At 61.6% G+C, this 16,138-nt stretch carries 11 protein-coding genes; 5 read left to right on the top strand and 6 right to left on the bottom strand.

Going from position 1 to position 16,138, the window contains the following annotated elements:
• The first annotated feature begins 177 nt into the window (after positions 1 to 177).
• Positions 178 to 2,682 (top strand): PAS domain-containing hybrid sensor histidine kinase/response regulator, encoded by a 2,505-nt coding sequence (locus tag PLAV_RS18940; protein WP_168713188.1) that lies wholly within the window; start codon positions 178 to 180, stop codon positions 2,680 to 2,682.
• Between the two features lie 4 nt (positions 2,683 to 2,686).
• Here PLAV_RS18940 and PLAV_RS09965 read toward each other — a convergent pair whose 3' ends face one another.
• The 3 genes from PLAV_RS09965 to PLAV_RS09955 all read right to left on the bottom strand — a co-directional run bounded on the left by PLAV_RS09965 (position 2,687) and on the right by PLAV_RS09955 (position 5,145).
• Positions 2,687 to 3,118 (bottom strand): Hpt domain-containing protein, encoded by a 432-nt coding sequence (locus PLAV_RS09965; RefSeq protein WP_012110878.1) that lies wholly within the window; start codon positions 3,116 to 3,118, stop codon positions 2,687 to 2,689.
• A 75-nt stretch (positions 3,119 to 3,193) separates the two neighbouring features.
• Entirely contained in the window at positions 3,194 to 4,231 is a 1,038-nt protein-coding gene (locus PLAV_RS09960) for a threonine aldolase family protein (RefSeq protein WP_012110877.1), read from the bottom strand.
• A 47-nt stretch (positions 4,232 to 4,278) separates the two neighbouring features.
• Positions 4,279 to 5,145 carry a VOC family protein gene (locus tag PLAV_RS09955; RefSeq protein ID WP_012110876.1) on the bottom strand — a complete coding sequence of 289 codons (867 nt, stop codon included), beginning with the start codon at positions 5,143 to 5,145 and terminating at the stop codon, positions 4,279 to 4,281.
• A gap of 576 nt (positions 5,146 to 5,721) precedes the next feature.
• Between PLAV_RS09955 and gltB the strand changes: the two genes are divergently transcribed.
• The 4 genes from gltB to PLAV_RS09935 all read left to right on the top strand — a co-directional run bounded on the left by gltB (position 5,722) and on the right by PLAV_RS09935 (position 12,963).
• Positions 5,722 to 10,416: a glutamate synthase large subunit gene (gltB, locus tag PLAV_RS09950; RefSeq protein ID WP_049767869.1), complete on the top strand. Its 4,695-nt coding sequence runs from the start codon at positions 5,722 to 5,724 to the stop codon at positions 10,414 to 10,416.
• Positions 10,417 to 10,419: 3 nt separating this feature from the next.
• Positions 10,420 to 11,838, top strand: a complete 1,419-nt coding sequence (locus tag PLAV_RS09945) for a glutamate synthase subunit beta (RefSeq protein WP_041535940.1) — start codon at positions 10,420 to 10,422, stop codon at positions 11,836 to 11,838.
• Between the two features lie 76 nt (positions 11,839 to 11,914).
• Complete coding sequence (locus PLAV_RS09940; protein WP_012110873.1) at positions 11,915 to 12,637, top strand: AzlC family ABC transporter permease; 723 nt, start codon at positions 11,915 to 11,917, stop codon at positions 12,635 to 12,637.
• Positions 12,634 to 12,963, top strand: coding sequence for an AzlD domain-containing protein (locus tag PLAV_RS09935; protein ID WP_012110872.1), 330 nt, complete (start codon positions 12,634 to 12,636; stop codon positions 12,961 to 12,963). Before PLAV_RS09940 ends, PLAV_RS09935 begins: the two co-directional genes overlap by 4 nt.
• 5 nt (positions 12,964 to 12,968) lie before the next feature.
• Here PLAV_RS09935 and PLAV_RS09930 read toward each other — a convergent pair whose 3' ends face one another.
• The 3 genes from PLAV_RS09930 to PLAV_RS09920 all read right to left on the bottom strand — a co-directional run bounded on the left by PLAV_RS09930 (position 12,969) and on the right by PLAV_RS09920 (position 16,134).
• Positions 12,969 to 13,382, bottom strand: coding sequence for a hypothetical protein (locus PLAV_RS09930; RefSeq protein WP_012110871.1), 414 nt, complete (start codon positions 13,380 to 13,382; stop codon positions 12,969 to 12,971).
• Positions 13,383 to 13,389: 7 nt separating this feature from the next.
• Positions 13,390 to 14,841 (bottom strand): MBOAT family O-acyltransferase, encoded by a 1,452-nt coding sequence (locus PLAV_RS09925; protein ID WP_012110870.1) that lies wholly within the window; start codon positions 14,839 to 14,841, stop codon positions 13,390 to 13,392.
• A 114-nt stretch (positions 14,842 to 14,955) separates the two neighbouring features.
• The gene (locus PLAV_RS09920; RefSeq protein ID WP_041535939.1) at positions 14,956 to 16,134 is read right to left on the bottom strand and encodes a GDSL-type esterase/lipase family protein; all 1,179 of its coding nucleotides are present in this window, start codon (positions 16,132 to 16,134) and stop codon (positions 14,956 to 14,958) included.
• Positions 16,135 to 16,138 lie beyond the last annotated feature (4 nt).

The following is a 16,138-nucleotide window of genomic DNA, read 5'->3' as shown; positions in this document are numbered from 1 at the left end:
TAACACGCGAATCGATCCGGCTTAGGCACCTCTTAACTCCCTTCCTGCTATGAAAGCTGCGTCATCCGTGGGGGATGGGGGCACCTTTTAGGAGCCGGATAACCACCAATCGGGCCTTGCGCCCGGCTGAGCGACAGGGACATGCGCGGGCAAGCCTATCCCAGATTCGACTATCGCATGCTTCGCTCCCTTGTGGGGCCGACGGCCCGCGACGTCGCGCTGAAAATGTTCGCCCTCCTGATCGCGCTCGTATTGATCCAATCCCTTGTCGACTATTACCAGCTGCGCAGCGTGATGTTCACCAGTGTCGAGCAGCGGGCGTCGATGGTAGCCGACCACCTCGCCATGCGTTCGCAGCTCGATGGCGACTTCAACGTCGGCGAAGCGAGCCAGGCGGTTTCCCGCGAGGCGCTCTGGCATGATGATTTGCTGGGGGTCTATCTCATCGACGACACCGGCAATGTGCTGGAGGGCGCGGAGACGGCGCGCATCGCCAATACGCCCGCCCTGTTTGCTCATCCGGAAATCCGGACCGCGATCAACGCAAGCTTCATCCTCGAGCGCCCGCAAAGTTTCAAGGCAAGTTTTGACGGCATCGATGGCTGGGTCTATGTCGCGGCGATACCTGGAACAAGGCTGGGCAGCTTGACCGTGGTCAGCCTGCAATCGATGCAGAGCGAACTCGCCGCGGCCGCGCTCTCCTCGCTCGTGCGCAGAATGTTGACGACCGTTATTCTCATGGGTGCGCTTTTCCTGGTGCTGCACGCCGCCGTGATCGGCCCGGTGCAGAGACTGGCCACCGCCGTTCGCAATAGTGTCGGCGGATATTTCGATCCGCCCAGCGATATTCCCAAAGGCGAACTCAGCGACCTTGCCCTGCTTTTCGGCCAGGTTTTCGGCCGGTTGCAGCATAGTCTTCGCGACAACGAGCAGCTCGCGCTCGTCGCCAACGGCACTGACGCCGGTGTGCTCATAGCCGACCGCACGGGGCAGATCGTCTGGGCTAATGCGGGCTATCTGCGGATGACCGGGCTTGAGCGCGAGGACATCGAAGGACGCTTGCCACGCGACATTCTGGTTCGCCATGCAGGCATCGGCGCCTTGAAGATTCTTGCGGAAAGCGCCGCCGACGGCGAGGGCCGCAACGTCGAGATGATCGGCCTGACGAAACAGGGAACTCAATACTGGGCTTCTATCGAAATACGGCCGGTCCGCGATGCAAAGGGTTCGATCCGCAACTACATCGTGGTCGAGAACGATGTGAGCCGGGCAAAGCAGACCGAAATCAAACTGAAACGAAGCCAGCTCGAGCTTCAGGACCGCGTTCTCGACCTGCAACACACATCGCTGCAACTTGAACAGGAGCGCGCGAAACTCACTCGCACAGCCCAAGATCTCTCGATTGCGAAAGAGGCGGCGGAAAACGCGAACCGCGCCAAATCGGCCTTCCTCGCCACGATGAGCCACGAACTGCGCACTCCGATGAACGGCGTCCTGGGCATGGCCGACCTTCTTCTTTCCGGCCCTCTGACACAGGAACAGCGCGACGGCGTTACGACGATCCGCGAGTCGGGCGAATGCCTGCTGACGATCCTCAACGATATTCTCGACCTCTCCAAGCTCGAAGCAGGCCGCCTCGAACTCGAACCGGAACCGACATCGCCAATGACCGTTCTCGAGACGGTTGTCGAAGTGCTGCGCCCGAATGCGAAGGAGAAGGGGCTAGTCCTGACGAAGAGCGAAGAAGGCCATATCCCGCAACGGATCATGAGCGATCCGACGCGGCTTCGTCAGATTCTTTTCAATCTTGTCGGCAACGCGATCAAGTTCACGCCACAGGGCGAGGTCAGCGTATCTCTCGCTGCCAGGGCCTGCGACGACCCGGACACAGCCGAACTCGTCTTCACGGTGCGCGACACAGGCATCGGCATTCCGGAAGCCATGCTGCCGCGTCTTTTCACGCGCTTCCAGCAGGCGGATTCTTCGATCTCGCGCACATATGGCGGCACCGGCCTCGGGCTCGCCATTACACGAGAACTGACCACGCTCATGAACGGCACCATAGAAGTGGAGAGCACCGAAGGAAAAGGCAGCTGCTTCACTGTGCGCCTGCCTGTCCGTGTGTTGAGCGAAGGAAAGGCAGACACGCAACCGGCCGCGGCCGGACAAACCCCGCTGCCGGGAACGAATGCGCCATTGAGAGTGCTGCTCGCCGAAGACCAGCCCGTGAACCAGAAGCTCATGTGTGCGGTGATGGAGCGGCTTGGCCATCAACTGACCATTGCCGAGAATGGCGTGGAAGTTATCCGCAAGCTGCGCGAGCAAAGCTTCGACATCATTCTCATGGATATCCAGATGCCGCTGATGGACGGCATCCAGACGACGAAGGTGATCCGTGCCGTCGACGAACCCTGGAATGACATACCGATCGTCGCACTGACCGCCCATGCAATGGAGGGGCATTGCGAGCTTTATATGGCCGCGGGCATGAACGGCTTCGTATCGAAGCCGTTCAAGATCGACGTTCTGGTGGAAGAAATGGCGCGCGCTCTGTCCGAAGCCTCCATGCCGCCCTCCCCATCACGCGAAACCGAGAAAGCCGCCAGCGGGGAAGCCAAGGGTTCGCCCGCGGAGGACGCGCTTGAAAAAATGCTGGAAGAACTCGAGCGGATGGCCGGATAACCGGTCAGTCTTCGCAATCACCGGTCAGGATACGGAGCTTCTCTATGATCCGTTCGCCGGTTTCGCCGCCACTGCCGGAAATGTCATTGTCGGAAACCGTCTTCAGCATGCGGATATGCATCTGTACGATATTGAGCTCGGCCGGCGTGACGCGGGCACTGCTGCGCAGGTAGCGGCAGAAGGAAGCGCCAATGTCCGTAACGAGATCGTAGCCGAAGGAGCCGCCCTGCCCTTTGATATTGTGCGCAATGCTGTGAAGCTCGTCGAGGATAGGCTCGACGGGAGCACCGCCTTCCAGCCGCGACCAGACTTCCGCAAGAGAGGCGACGTCGATGGCGAGTTGCTGGCGATAGGTGTCGCGCAGTGCGTCGACCGCGGCTTCCGCTTGCGCGATCAGGTCCGCGAACTCCGACGCCTTTTCATCCTTCGGAATCATTTCCCACCCGATGCCCTCAGAGGCCCGATGCCTGACGGTCAGCGTAACGGAAAGTACGTTAATGAACGTTGAAACCTAACCGGCGGCGAGGCCGAGAAAGCTGTCTATTTCAGCGGCGCTGGTCTGAAATGAGGTGACAAGCCGGACGGAACGGGCCTGATCGTCGTCACCCGGCATAGGCCAGGGATGAAACCGCGCTCCGGCGTCCCGCAGATGCTTGATGAGAGAAACGGGCAGCCGCACGAAAACCTCGTTGGCCTGCGGCTCCAGATGCAGCGTGGCGCCGGCGGTTTGAGCGAGCCCGGCGGCAAGGCGCGTAGTCATCGCATTTGCATGAGCAGCCAGCCGAAGCCATAGATCATCCGTCAGATAGGCTTCGAGCTGGGCCGAGAGAAACCGCATCTTGGATAGAAGGTGTCCCGCACGCTTCCGGCGAAAGGCCAGATCCTTCGCCAGGTCCGGATTGAAGACGAGGACGGCTTCCGCTGCCAGCGCGCCGTTTTTGGTGGCGCCGAAGGACATGATGTCGATGCCCGCCTTCCAGGTCATCGATGCGGGCGAAACCTCGAGCGAGGCAAGCGCATTGGCGAAGCGCGCACCGTCCATATGGATGCGCAAGCCACGGCCCCGCGCGATTTCGGCAAGCGCTTCGATTTCGGCAATCGAGTAGACGCTGCCCATCTCGGTCGATTGGGTGACGGTAAGGGCGGATGGTTGCACATGATGGACGACGCCCTGCGGAAGCGCGGCGAGCGAGGCGGCAAGCGCGCGCGGGTCTATCTTCGCGGCAGCGCCGCCGACGGGCACAAGCTTGGCGCCACCGGAGAACATTTCCGGCGCACCGCATTCATCCACGTGAACATGCGCAAGTTCATGACACATCACCGCCCCATGGGACGGCGTGAGCGTGGCGAGAGCAAGGGCATTTGCCGCCGTGCCGGTCACCACCGGAAAGACAGCCACCTCACGCTCGAACAATTCGGAAAAGCGCCGCGTCAGGCGCGTGGTCACGTCGTCGGCGCCGTAAGAAGCCGCCGTGCCGCCATTGACGCGGGACAGTGCCTCCAGAATTTCCGGTGCCGCGCCGGCTGCATTGTCGCTCGTGAAATCCATCGCCATCCTCATTTTCCGCGCGAGTATTCACGAATATGCGGCATCTGTCAGGCGACGGCTTCAACGCGCTCCGGCTTTCCGGACCAGAACCAGGCCATGCTGGGCCGCGACAGGCCGAGCATCATTCCGCCAAGCGCGGCCGGATGAAGCCAGAGCTGGTCGGAGGGAAGATGCGGCGAACGGTCGGTGGGCCTGTCCAGGGTATATCCCGCTCCCGCCGCCATGGCGCGCTCGGCGATCAGATTGATCTGCGAGGTTTCGGCGAAAGCCATATAGAGGCTCTGGCCGAATTTCCGGAAATAGCGGTCCATCGTGGTGCCGGGCGTTGTCGGCTCGATGACTTCCAGCCGGTCGAGCTTGTCCTTCTTGAACAGTGTCAGCGTGCCGCGATAGCCGAATTTGTCGGATACGATTTCCGAGTAGTTGCCGCCGTCGAGGCCGAAAAGCTCGTTGAGCTGGCGTGCCACTCCCGGCGTATCGGCGGAAAGCAGCGTCGCTTCATATAGAAAGTCGATGAGACCGGCAGGCGCCCGAGCCTCATCGCCGCTCAACACCACGCGCAGGCCCTCGATCCCCGTGTCCGCAACATCGAGATGGAGCTGGCCACCCTCGCTGAGTGGCGCGATACCCTTGCCGCGAAGCCGTGCTTCAAGGGCGGGAAGATCGGCGCTCGCCGCCCCCGCCGCATATAAATGTCCGCCGCGCCGGGCCACAGCATCCGCAATCTTCCCCGTCCCATCCGGCTCCAGCAATTCGACGGCGCCTGTGCCGATGCGCAAGGTCAGACGTTTGGCGGCAAGCCCGCTGATCCGGTCCTCGCCTTCGGGTTCGGCGCCCAGAATGTCGACCCAGCCCTGAGATGCTTTCTTTATATCCGGCACCGCCAGTTGCACCCTGTCGATCCTGCTCAACATTCGCCTCTCCCGCTTGTTCTTGCCCCGAAAGCATGTCAGAGACAGTTGCGAGGCGAAACTGTGGATTTTTCCCCATAATATCTGTCGTTTAGCCCGCTCCGCTATAGGTCAGCATTCCTGTCTTATTTGCTTGATTCAAACCGGCGGGTTTGGCATGATCCGGCCACTGGCAAAGCTTGGCTTTTCCGGTGCGAACGGCCGACCCGAAAAGGGCACGGCCGACCCAGTAAGCCTCGGCTCCGGGCAATAGGAGCACCAAGCAGAAAGCTCCGTCGGAGATGGCGGCACTGCAAGGGTATGCGAAGAGCGCCGCTCGTCCGATTGATGGGAGGCGTCCCGGGCATACCGGAAGGTGGACCGCGAAAGCGGTCCGGCGGTGACTTGTCTCGCCGGAATTTCGGGCCGGGACTTTTGCGATAACGCGCGATCCGCTAGCGTCCCCGGCCCCGAGGAATCGGGGCTCCGGCCGGAAGGTTCGGGGAGGAGGCGGCGTGCGGATAGAGAAATGAGAGGCGACCTGCCTCGCGAATGGGCCTGAAGTCCCAGGAGCAGGTCTGGGTGGAAGGATTGATGGGTATGACGCAGAAGCGGGACGACATGAGCCGGTATCCGGCCACGCATCTGGCAGGACTGCCGGAAGCGCAGGGTCTCTATGACCCCCGTAATGAACATGATGCCTGCGGCATCGGCTTCGTGGCGAACATCCACAATCGAAAATCGCACAAGATGATCGAGGATGGACTGCGCATTCTCGAGAACCTCGAGCATCGCGGTGCTGTCGGCGCCGACCCCAAGGCGGGCGACGGCGCGGGCATCCTCATTCAGATTCCGGACGCGTTTTTCCGCAAGGAAGCGAAGAAGCTCGGCTTCGAGCTTCCCGCGGAAGGCCATTATGCCGTCGGCCACATGTTCCTGCCGAAGGACCCGGCGGAGCGCCAGAAGATTTGCACGCTTGCCGAAAAGGTCATCGTCGAGGAAGGCCAGGTCTTCCTGGGCTGGCGCGACGTGCCTATCGACAATTCGGATCTCGGCTATTCCGTAAAGCCGACCGAGCCCTTCCACCGGCAGGTCTTTGTCGGCCGCGGCACGTCCTGCAAGGACCAGGATGCTTTCGAGCGGAAACTCTTCGTCATCCGCAAGCGCATCTTCAACACGCTCTTCCATGAAGGCGGCACGATACCGAAGGGGCTCTATATCGCCTCCCTTTCGTCGCGCACCCTTGTCTACAAGGGCATGCTGATGGCGGCCCAAGTCGGCAAGTATTACACCGACCTGACCGACCCCGACATGGTGACGGCGCTTGCGCTCGTTCACCAGCGGTTCTCCACCAACACATTCCCGACCTGGAGCCTCGCGCACCCCTTCCGCATGGTCTGCCACAATGGCGAGATCAACACGAAGCGCGGCAACGTGAACTGGATTCAGGCGCGCTATTCGTCGATGCAGTCGGATCTTCTGGGCGACGACCTGAAGAAGCTTTGGCCGATCGCCGTCGAAGGCCAGTCGGACACGGCCTGCTTCGACAACGCGCTCGAACTTCTCGTCATGGGCGGCTATTCGCTGTCGCATGCGATGATGATGCTCATTCCCGAAGCCTGGGCGGGCAACCCCCTCATGGATGCGGAACGCCGCGCCTTCTACGAGTATCACGCCGCGCTGATGGAGCCGTGGGACGGCCCCGCCGCCGTGGCCTTTACCGATGGCCGCCAGATCGGCGCGACGCTCGACCGCAACGGCCTGCGGCCCGCGCGCTATTACGTTACCGACGACGGCGACGTGATGATGGCGTCCGAAATGGGCGTACTGCCGGCACCTGAAGAAAAGATTGTCGAGAAGTGGCGCCTGCAACCCGGCAAGATGCTGCTGATCGACCTTGAGCAGGGCCGGATCATTTCCGATGCCGAAATCAAGGCGCAGCTCGCGAAGCTCCATCCTTATCAGGACTGGTTGAACGCGACGCAGATCCAGCTTGAAGACATGCCGGCGCCCATCCTGCCGGCGACGCAGCCGACATATGCCTCGTTGCTCGATACGCAGCAGGCCTTCGGCTACACGCAGGAAGACATCAAGTTCTTGATGACGCCCATGGCGATGGAAGGCCAGGAAGCCGTCGGCTCGATGGGCACCGACACGCCCATCTCCGCGCTCTCCTCGAAGTCGAAGCTGCTCTATACCTATTTCAAGCAGAACTTCGCGCAGGTGACGAACCCGCCGATCGACCCGATCCGCGAAGAACTGGTGATGTCCCTCGTCTCGTTCATCGGGCCGCGGCCGAACCTGCTCGACCTCGAAGGCATGTCCTCGGTGAAGCGCCTCGAAGTGCGTCAGCCGATCCTGACCAATGAGGATCTCGAAAAGATCCGCATGATCGGCGAAGTCGCCGACAATCACTTCCGTACGCAGACGCTCGACATCACCTATGATGTGAACCGCGGCGCGGAAGCGATGGCGGAAATGGTGGAGCGGCTCGGCGCACGTGCACAGGAAGCCGTGGAACAGGGCTACAACATTGTCATCCTGTCGGACCGGCTGGTTTCGGCTGACCGTGTTGCCATCCCGGCTCTGCTCGCGACCTCGGCCGTTCATCACCATCTCATCCGGCAGGGCCTGCGCACGTCCGTCGGTCTCGTCGTCGAAACGGGCGAAGCGCGTGAAGTGCATCACTTCGCCTGCCTGGCGGGCTATGGCGCCGAAGCGATCAACCCCTATCTCGCCTTCGAGACGCTGGCCAGCATGGTTCCGCATCTCGACGAGGGCCTGACGCGCCGCGAAGTTGAAAAGCGCTACATCAAGGCTGTCGACAAGGGCCTGCTCAAGGTCATGTCCAAGATGGGCATCTCGACCTACCAGTCCTATTGCGGCGCACAGATTTTCGACGCCATCGGCCTGCGCAGCGACTTTGCCGCCAAGTACTTCACCGGCACCGTATCCATGATCGAAGGCGTCGGCATCGAAGAGATCGCGGAGGAGACCATCCGCCGTCACCGCCTGGCATTCTCCGACGCGCCTGTTCTGAAGAACGCACTTGAAGTGGGCGGCGAATATGCCCTGCGCATCCGCGGCGAAGACCACGCATGGACCTCGGACAGCGTCCGCGACCTGCAGCATGCCGTGCGCGGCAACAGCCAGGACAAGTACCGTTCCTTCGCGCGCCAGATCAACGAGCAGAACGAGCGCCTGTTGACCATCCGCGGCCTGTTCGAGATCAAGAACGCCGAAGACGACGGACGCAAGCCGATTGCCGTCGATGAAGTCGAACCTGCCGTCGAGATCGTCAAGCGCTTCGCGACGGGGGCAATGTCCTACGGTTCGATCAGCCGCGAGGCGCACACCACGCTCGCCATTGCCATGAACCGCATCGGCGGCCGCTCCAACACGGGCGAAGGCGGCGAGGAAGCCGACCGTTTCGTGCCGATGCCGAACGGCGACAGTATGCGCTCGGCGATCAAGCAGGTGGCCTCGGGCCGCTTCGGCGTAACGGCGGAATATCTCGCCAATGCCGACATGATCCAGATCAAGATGGCGCAGGGCGCAAAGCCCGGCGAAGGCGGACAGCTGCCTGGCCACAAGGTTGACGCGGTGATCGCCAAGGTGCGTCACTCGACGCCGGGCGTCGGCCTTATCTCGCCGCCGCCGCACCATGACATCTATTCGATCGAAGATCTTGCCCAGCTCATTTTCGACCTGAAGAACACGAACCCCGCCGCGCTCGTCTCAGTGAAGCTCGTGTCGGAAGTGGGCGTCGGCACGGTTGCCGCCGGCGTTTCCAAGGCCCGCGCCGACCATGTGACGATCTCGGGCTTCGAGGGCGGCACGGGTGCCTCGCCGCTGACCTCCATCAAGCATGCGGGTAGCCCCTGGGAAATCGGTCTCGCCGAGACGCATCAGACGCTTGTGATGAACCATTTGCGCAGCCGCATCACCGTGCAGGTCGATGGCGGGCTCCGCACCGGCCGGGACGTCATCATCGGTGCGCTGCTCGGCGCCGACGAATTCGGCTTCGCCACCGCTCCGTTGATCGCGGCCGGCTGCATCATGATGCGCAAGTGCCATCTGAACACCTGCCCCGTCGGCGTGGCCACGCAGGACCCGGAGCTACGCAAGCGGTTTGTCGGCACGCCCGAACACGTCATCAACTACTTCTTCTTCGTCGCCGAGGAAGTCCGCGAATTGATGGCGGCAATGGGCTACCGCACGTTCAACGAAATGATCGGGCAGATGCAGATGCTCGACAAGCGCAAGGTCGTCGAGCACTGGAAGGCGAAGGGGCTCGATTTCTCCAGGCTCTTCCACAAGCCGCCGCCCAGCCCCGGCGTCGAAATCTACCGTTCGGAAGCTCAAGACCACCGGATCGACGATGTCCTGGATCGCCGACTCATTGCCGAGGCGCAGGATGCTATCGAGCACAAGAAGCCGGTACAGATCGAACTCCCGATCAACAATACCGATCGCGCGACGGGCGCCATGCTCTCCGGCGAAATCGCGAAGCGGCATGGCCATGCGGGCCTACCGGACGAGACGATCCATGTGAAGCTCAAGGGCACCGCGGGCCAGAGCTTCGGCGCCTGGGTCGCAGCAGGCGTCACCCTCGAACTCGAAGGTGAAGCCAACGACTATGTCGGCAAGGGCCTTTCCGGCGGACGCCTCATTGTCTACCCGCCCGCCAATTGCCGCATCGTGCCGGAAGAAAGCATCATTGTCGGCAACACCGTTCTCTACGGCGCGATCAACGGCGAATGCTATTTCCGTGGCGTTGCCGGCGAGCGCTTCGCCGTCCGCAACTCCGGCGCTATCGCCGTTGTTGAAGGCACCGGCGATCACGGCTGCGAATACATGACGGGCGGCATCGTCGTCGTGCTCGGCGAAACCGGCCGCAACTTCGCGGCCGGCATGTCGGGCGGCATCGCCTATGTGCTCGACGAAGACGGCAAGTTCGAACAACGCTGCAACCTCGCCATGGTCGATCTCGAGCCGGTGAAGGAAGAGCACGACATCATGGAGCGGCGTCGCCACCAGACCGGCGATCTCGAGAGCCACGGCCGTGTCGACGTGATGAGCGACATGACCCGGTTCGATGCCGAGCGTCTGCACCAATTGATAGAGAACCATGCGCATTACACGAATTCGTCTCGTGCGCAGGCTATTCTGAATAACTGGGAAGCCATGCTGCCCAAGTTCCGCAAGGTGATGCCGGTGGAATACCGCCGCGCCCTGAAGGAAATGCAGCGCGCGCAGGAAACTGCGCAAGCCATGGCCGTAGCGGGAGAGTAAGTGTTGGGAAAGATCACAGGCTTTCTGGAAATCGACCGGCAGGACCGCAAGTATCTGCCGGCCGCGGACCGCATTCGCAATTACAACGAGTTCGTCATTCCGCTCGCCGAGGAGGCGATAAAGGACCAGGCGGCGCGCTGCATGGATTGCGGCATTCCCTATTGTCACAACGGTTGCCCGGTGAACAACCAGATCCCGGACTGGAACGACCTCGTCTATCATTCGGATTGGGCGGAAGCGTGCCGCAACCTTCACTCGACGAACAATTTTCCCGAGTTCACCGGCCGCATCTGCCCCGCCCCATGCGAGGCGAGCTGCACGCTGAACCTCACGGACGCGCCCGTAACGATCAAGACGATCGAATGCGCGATCGTCGACCGGGGCTGGAAGGAAGGCTGGATAGCGCCGCAGGTTCCGGCCGCGAAGACGGGAAAGCGTGTTGCCATCGTCGGGGCGGGCCCCGCAGGCATGGCCGCTGCCCAGCAGCTTGCGCGGCGCGGCCACGAAGTTCACCTTTTTGAAAAGCATCAGAAGGCCGGCGGCCTGCTTCGCTATGGCATTCCGGACTTCAAGATGGAGAAGCTCCACATCGACCGGCGTGTCGCGCAGATGGAAGCCGAGGGCGTGGTCTTCCAGTATGGCGTCCATATCGGCGTCAACAAGGATGCGAAAGCGCTGCTCGCCGAGTTCGACGCCGTTATCTTGACAGGTGGCTCCGAGAAGCCGCGCGATCTGCCGGTGGAAGGCCGCGAGCTTTCCGGCATCCACTTCGCCATGGAATTCCTGCCGCAGCAGAACCGCCGTGTGTCCGAGGAATCGATCGGCCAGGTCGAACCGATCCTCGCCGGCGGCAAACATGTCGTGGTGATCGGCGGCGGCGACACCGGCTCCGACTGTATCGGGACCTCGTTTCGTCAGGGCGCGGTGTCCGTGACGCAGCTCGAGATCATGCCCGCGCCGCCGGAGAGAGAGAACAAGCTGCTCACCTGGCCCGACTGGCCACTCAAGATGCGGACATCGTCGAGCCAGGCGGAAGGCGCCACGCGCGATTTCGCGGTGATGACCCGTCGCATCATCGGCAAGAACGGTCACGTCACCGCAATCGAATGCGTGCGTGTGGACGAGAAGATGCAGCCGGTGGCCGGCAGCGAATTCGAGATCAAGGCCGACCTCGTGCTGCTCGCCATGGGCTTCGTGCACCCCGTTCACGAAGGCATGTTGAAGGAACTGGACATCCAGCTCGATCAGCGCGGCAACGTGGCTGCCGACACCGCAACCTACAAGTCGAACCTCGGCAAGGTGTTTGCGGCCGGAGACATGCGCCGAGGCCAGTCGCTCGTCGTATGGGCCATCCGCGAAGGCCGCCAGGCTGCCCGCGAGGTAGACCTGTTCCTCATGGGGGAAACGACACTTCCGCGCTGACAGAATGACAACGCGACACGTCAAAGCCCTCGTGAAAAACTCGCGGGGGCTTTTTACATGAACGGAGCGAAGCTCGATGCGCCCTGCCCTGCAAGACTATGCCGACGGCATTCGCGTGATGCTGCCCCTCATCCCGGGTTCCATACCCTTCGGCATGATCGCGGGCGCGGTGGCGGCGGAGGTGAAACTTTCTGCCGCGCAAGGCATAGGCGCATCCATCATCATGTTTGCGGGCACGGCACAACTCGCCACCATGCAGCTCATTGCAGAAAACGCGCCCGCCCTGGTCGTCGTCCTGACCGGGCTCGTCATCAATTTACGGTTTGCCATGTACAGCGCATCGCTGGCGCCTCACTTCGCCGGACTCTCCAGTGCGAAGCGCAACCTGCTCGCCTATGTGATGACGGACCAGTCCTACGCTCTCAGCATCACGCGCTTTGCACGTGACAACGAAATGAGCGGCGCGGCGAAATTCCGCTTCTATATCGGCGGTGCGCTCCTCATGTGGGTTTTCTGGATCGCCGCCACCGCCGCGGGCTATTTTCTCGGCAACAAGGTGCCGCCCAGCTGGTCGCTGGATTTCGTCGTACCGCTGAGCTTCCTCGCGCTTCTCGTTCCCGGCATTCGAGATAGCTCGACGGCAACGGCCGCCGCTGTCGGTGCTGGCATCGCGGTCGCTGCCTGGACCCTGCCGTTCAACCTCGGACTCTTCCTCGCAGCCATGTGCGGGATCGCGGCAGGCTATATCGTGGAAAACAGGTCTAGCCGCAAGGACCTGGACGCCGGGAAGGATTTATGATGGACAGCAATACCGTCTGGCTCATCATCATTGCTGTTGGCATCGGCACTTTCGCGCTGAGATTGTCGTTCATCCAGCTCGCAGGCCGCGTTGCTCTTCCCGCGTGGGCAGCGCGGGCGTTGCGTTTCATACCGGCCGCAGTATTGAGCGCCATCATCCTGCCGGCCGTCTTGCGCGGCGCCGATGGCTCCCTCGACATAGCGATCGATAATCCTCGCCTCATCGCCGGCGCGTTCGCCACCCTGATCGCATGGTGGACGAAGAGCGTGCTTGCAACGCTCGCGGCCGGCATGTGCGCTCTCTGGATTCTTCAGGCTATTTTCTAGGAGCTTCAGCCCTGCCGGTCATTCAACATACCGCGCAGAAGCCCCACACCATTTCTGGTTCTCGCCCGCTCACCGTCGAGACGGGACCTGACCTCCGACCATTCCGTACGGCGCAGTTCGGCTATGCCTTCGTCCATGTAATGGGCAGGCGCATCGAAGCCGTTCTTCGACATCTGTTCGTGCCATGTGCTGGAGAGCGCCACCACCGCATTCTGCAAAGGCCCGACCTCAAAGCCGTTTACCCAGGTCACGAGCCTCTCGCTGCTGAACACGAGTAGAAGAACGACGACAATCGCGAAGGCGCGCGCTACACGCGCGACTGCCCGCCGCGTTTCCTCCGCATCCTTGAGTTCCGCGCGAGATGCGGCTTCCCATCCGTCATCCAGTTCGTTTTCTATGTCGCGAAGCAAATCGAGCATGGCGGCCTCAGAACTGGAAATAGATGAAAGGTGCGACGCCCTCCGGCGCGAGCGCCCAGATGAGCCAGATACCGCCGCCAAGCAGCATTCCGAGCACGGGTGACGGTAACCACTGGATGCCGCGCGCGAGCCAACGGCCGAGATGGCGCGGCGTGAACTGGAAGAACATCGCGAGCAAAATCAATCCAACGACGAAGGGCGTTGCATACTGGCTCGTCTCCGACCAGCGGAAGAAACCGGCGAGATAACTGCCCGCGGTCGAGAAGCTGTCGGCCCGAAAGAATATCCAGGCGAAGCAGACGAGATGGAAAGTCCAGACAATGCCGACAAGATGCTGCGCACCATTGCCGATGGACGCCAGTATCCCGGCATGAACGGGATGCGCGGGCGCGAATTCATCCAGCTTCCTTCGCGCGAAGCGTTCCAGCGCAAGCATGCTGCCGTGAAACGCACCCCAGAATACGAACGTCCATGCTGCACCATGCCAGATGCCACCGAGAAACATCGTCAGGAAAAGATTGCGGTAGGTTCTGGCTTCCCCGTGACGGTTGCCGCCAAGCGGCACATAGAGATAGTCGCGAAGCCATGTGGAAAGGGAAATGTGCCAGCGCCGCCAGAAATCCTGAAGGCTCGATGCACGATAGGGCTGGTCGAAGTTTTCAAGGAAGCGATAGCCGAGAAGCGCCGCCACACCAATCGCGATATCGCTGTAGCCCGAAAAATCACAATAGATCTGGATTGCATAGCCATAGATGCCGACGAGAAGATCGAGCGCACCGACGGCAGAGGGATCGAAAAAAACCGGGTCGACCAGCTCGGTCGCCAGATAATTCGCGATCACCATCTTCTTTGCCAGTCCCGACAGGATCAGCACCACGCCGACATCGATATGCGCCCGGGTGAGCGCCACCGGCCGGTGCAGCTGCGGCAGAAAATCCGCCGCGCGCACAATCGGTCCCGCGACGAGCTGCGGGAAGAAGGAGATGTAAAGCATGACGTTGACGAGCGACTGCTCAGCCTTCACATGCCCTCGATAGACATCGACGACGTAAGAGATGCCCTGAAAGGTGAAGAAGGAAATGCCGACAGGCAGGATCACCTGCATGAACGGTAGATCCCTCTCGAGCCCTGCCGTTTCAAGAACGGCGGCAAACGATGTCAGGAAGAATCCGTAATATTTGAAGAAACCGAGGATCGAGAGGCCTGCCGCAACGGCGACGCCGACGATCAGTTTTCGAAGCGCCACCCCTTCTGTCCGCGCCAGGGCGAGACCGGCCAGATGATTGATGAGCGTCGAAAGAAACAGCAGGCCGAGAAAACGCCAGTCCCACCAGCCATAAAAGAAATAGCTGGCGGCGAGCAGCACAAGCTTTCGGATTTCCGGCTTCCAGCGCACGGCCCAGCTGACCGTGAACACGATCAGAAAAAATATGCCGAACTCGATGGTCGGAAAAAGCATGCCGTCCGCCACTCACGCACATGTCGCCCAAACTAACCATCAGGGGGGCATGACGGCATTAACTGCATATTCCCCGGACAGACCGAAAAGCTCAATAACTCAATGCATTTATAGTTAATCCGGCGATGGTTTCGTGGGCGCACAAACACCCTCGCCATGCAAGCCGGTCATCAAAGCCTCCCATAGACGCGCCGATAGCCGCTCTGCCCCTTTCCGCCGCAGATGAACCCGGTCGGCATACATCAAAGGCGGAGAAGCACGCGCCCAATCATCGGCGCTGCACCGCCCGCCCATCGCCGCCGCACCATCCCAGAAAAAGCCGCCACGCCCCTCAGCCAGGGCACGCTGTGCATCGCGCAAGAGGGCGAGTTTCGGCGGCGTGGCCCAGCCGCCGCTGCAGGCTTCGCCTGACCCGCGTCGCGCGCCATCGAACGGTCCCAGCAGGGCGATGGACGCTTCAGGCGCCGCCGACGCCATAAGACTGATGAAGCCGCCGAGCAGGGCGCTGTAGGCTTCAACGTCGAGGCCGTTATTGTATCCCTCATTGGTGCCGTAGCCGAAAATGACAAGGTCCGGCTTCAGCGCCGCCACCTGCGCGCCGACAATATCCTTGTCCCACCGGTTGGTGATCGCTGCCGTCGCGGCAACGATGCCGTAGCTATCATAGCGAACGCCGGCCCCTTTGCGCGCCACCGCCCAACCGAGAAGATGCACAGGGCCGGAACCCGACGGCCGCAACGTAGCGCGGCGCGCATCCGCCGCCGGCACGGTAATCCGCAACAGGCCGGGCTTTGCCATGCGCGTCGCAAGCTTCAAGGCAGCGGCATTGTCGAGCTTCAGCAGCACGGCGCCCGTATCCGGCCCGCCATAGAGCTCGAGTTCGATCCGCGAGAACGGCTCGGCCGCTTCGAGAGTCATCACTGCATCGGATGTTTCGGCGCTTGCGCGAAATCCTTGCAAGCCAAACGGCCCGGAGGCATCGGCGGGCAAGCTTGAGGCGATACTCCATGGGCCCGTCATCGCGAGGTTGAAGCCGTCGGGCGCGTAGTATTGGAACGGCACGCCCGGCATCAGCCCGCGGCCTGCACTGCCGAACCGTTCCTCCCAGCGGGTGCGCAAGCCGCGCGTGAACGTGTCGAGAGAGATGTGGCTGTCGCCGAGATGAAGAATGGTGAGGGGGCGCGAGCGTTCCCCCGCCTCTATATCTCTTATCGCCGAATGAAATTGTTCAAGGCCGCGTGGAGAATTTTCACATTCGGCCGCTTGCAATGGCGTAACGAAAGCCGCGAACACCGCT

Source organism: Parvibaculum lavamentivorans DS-1 (assembly GCF_000017565.1).
GTDB lineage: Bacteria > Pseudomonadota > Alphaproteobacteria > Parvibaculales > Parvibaculaceae > Parvibaculum > Parvibaculum lavamentivorans.
Note: the sequence above shows the minus strand (reverse complement) of the source record. Positions and strands in the feature narration are given on the sequence as shown.

Bases quoted from the DNA above. Each gene is read 5' to 3' on its own strand.
- PLAV_RS18940 (WP_168713188.1), top strand. From the start codon at position 178: ATGCTTCGCTCCCTTGTGGGGCCGACGGCCCGCGACGTCGCGCTGAAA.
- PLAV_RS09965 (WP_012110878.1), bottom strand. From the start codon at position 3,118: ATGATTCCGAAGGATGAAAAGGCGTCGGAGTTCGCGGACCTGATCGCG.
- PLAV_RS09960 (WP_012110877.1), bottom strand. From the start codon at position 4,231: ATGGATTTCACGAGCGACAATGCAGCCGGCGCGGCACCGGAAATTCTG.
- PLAV_RS09955 (WP_012110876.1), bottom strand. From the start codon at position 5,145: ATGTTGAGCAGGATCGACAGGGTGCAACTGGCGGTGCCGGATATAAAG.
- gltB (WP_049767869.1), top strand. From the start codon at position 5,722: ATGACGCAGAAGCGGGACGACATGAGCCGGTATCCGGCCACGCATCTG.
- PLAV_RS09940 (WP_012110873.1), top strand. From the start codon at position 11,915: ATGCGCCCTGCCCTGCAAGACTATGCCGACGGCATTCGCGTGATGCTG.
- PLAV_RS09935 (WP_012110872.1), top strand. From the start codon at position 12,634: ATGATGGACAGCAATACCGTCTGGCTCATCATCATTGCTGTTGGCATC.
- PLAV_RS09930 (WP_012110871.1), bottom strand. From the start codon at position 13,382: ATGCTCGATTTGCTTCGCGACATAGAAAACGAACTGGATGACGGATGG.
- PLAV_RS09925 (WP_012110870.1), bottom strand. From the start codon at position 14,841: ATGCTTTTTCCGACCATCGAGTTCGGCATATTTTTTCTGATCGTGTTC.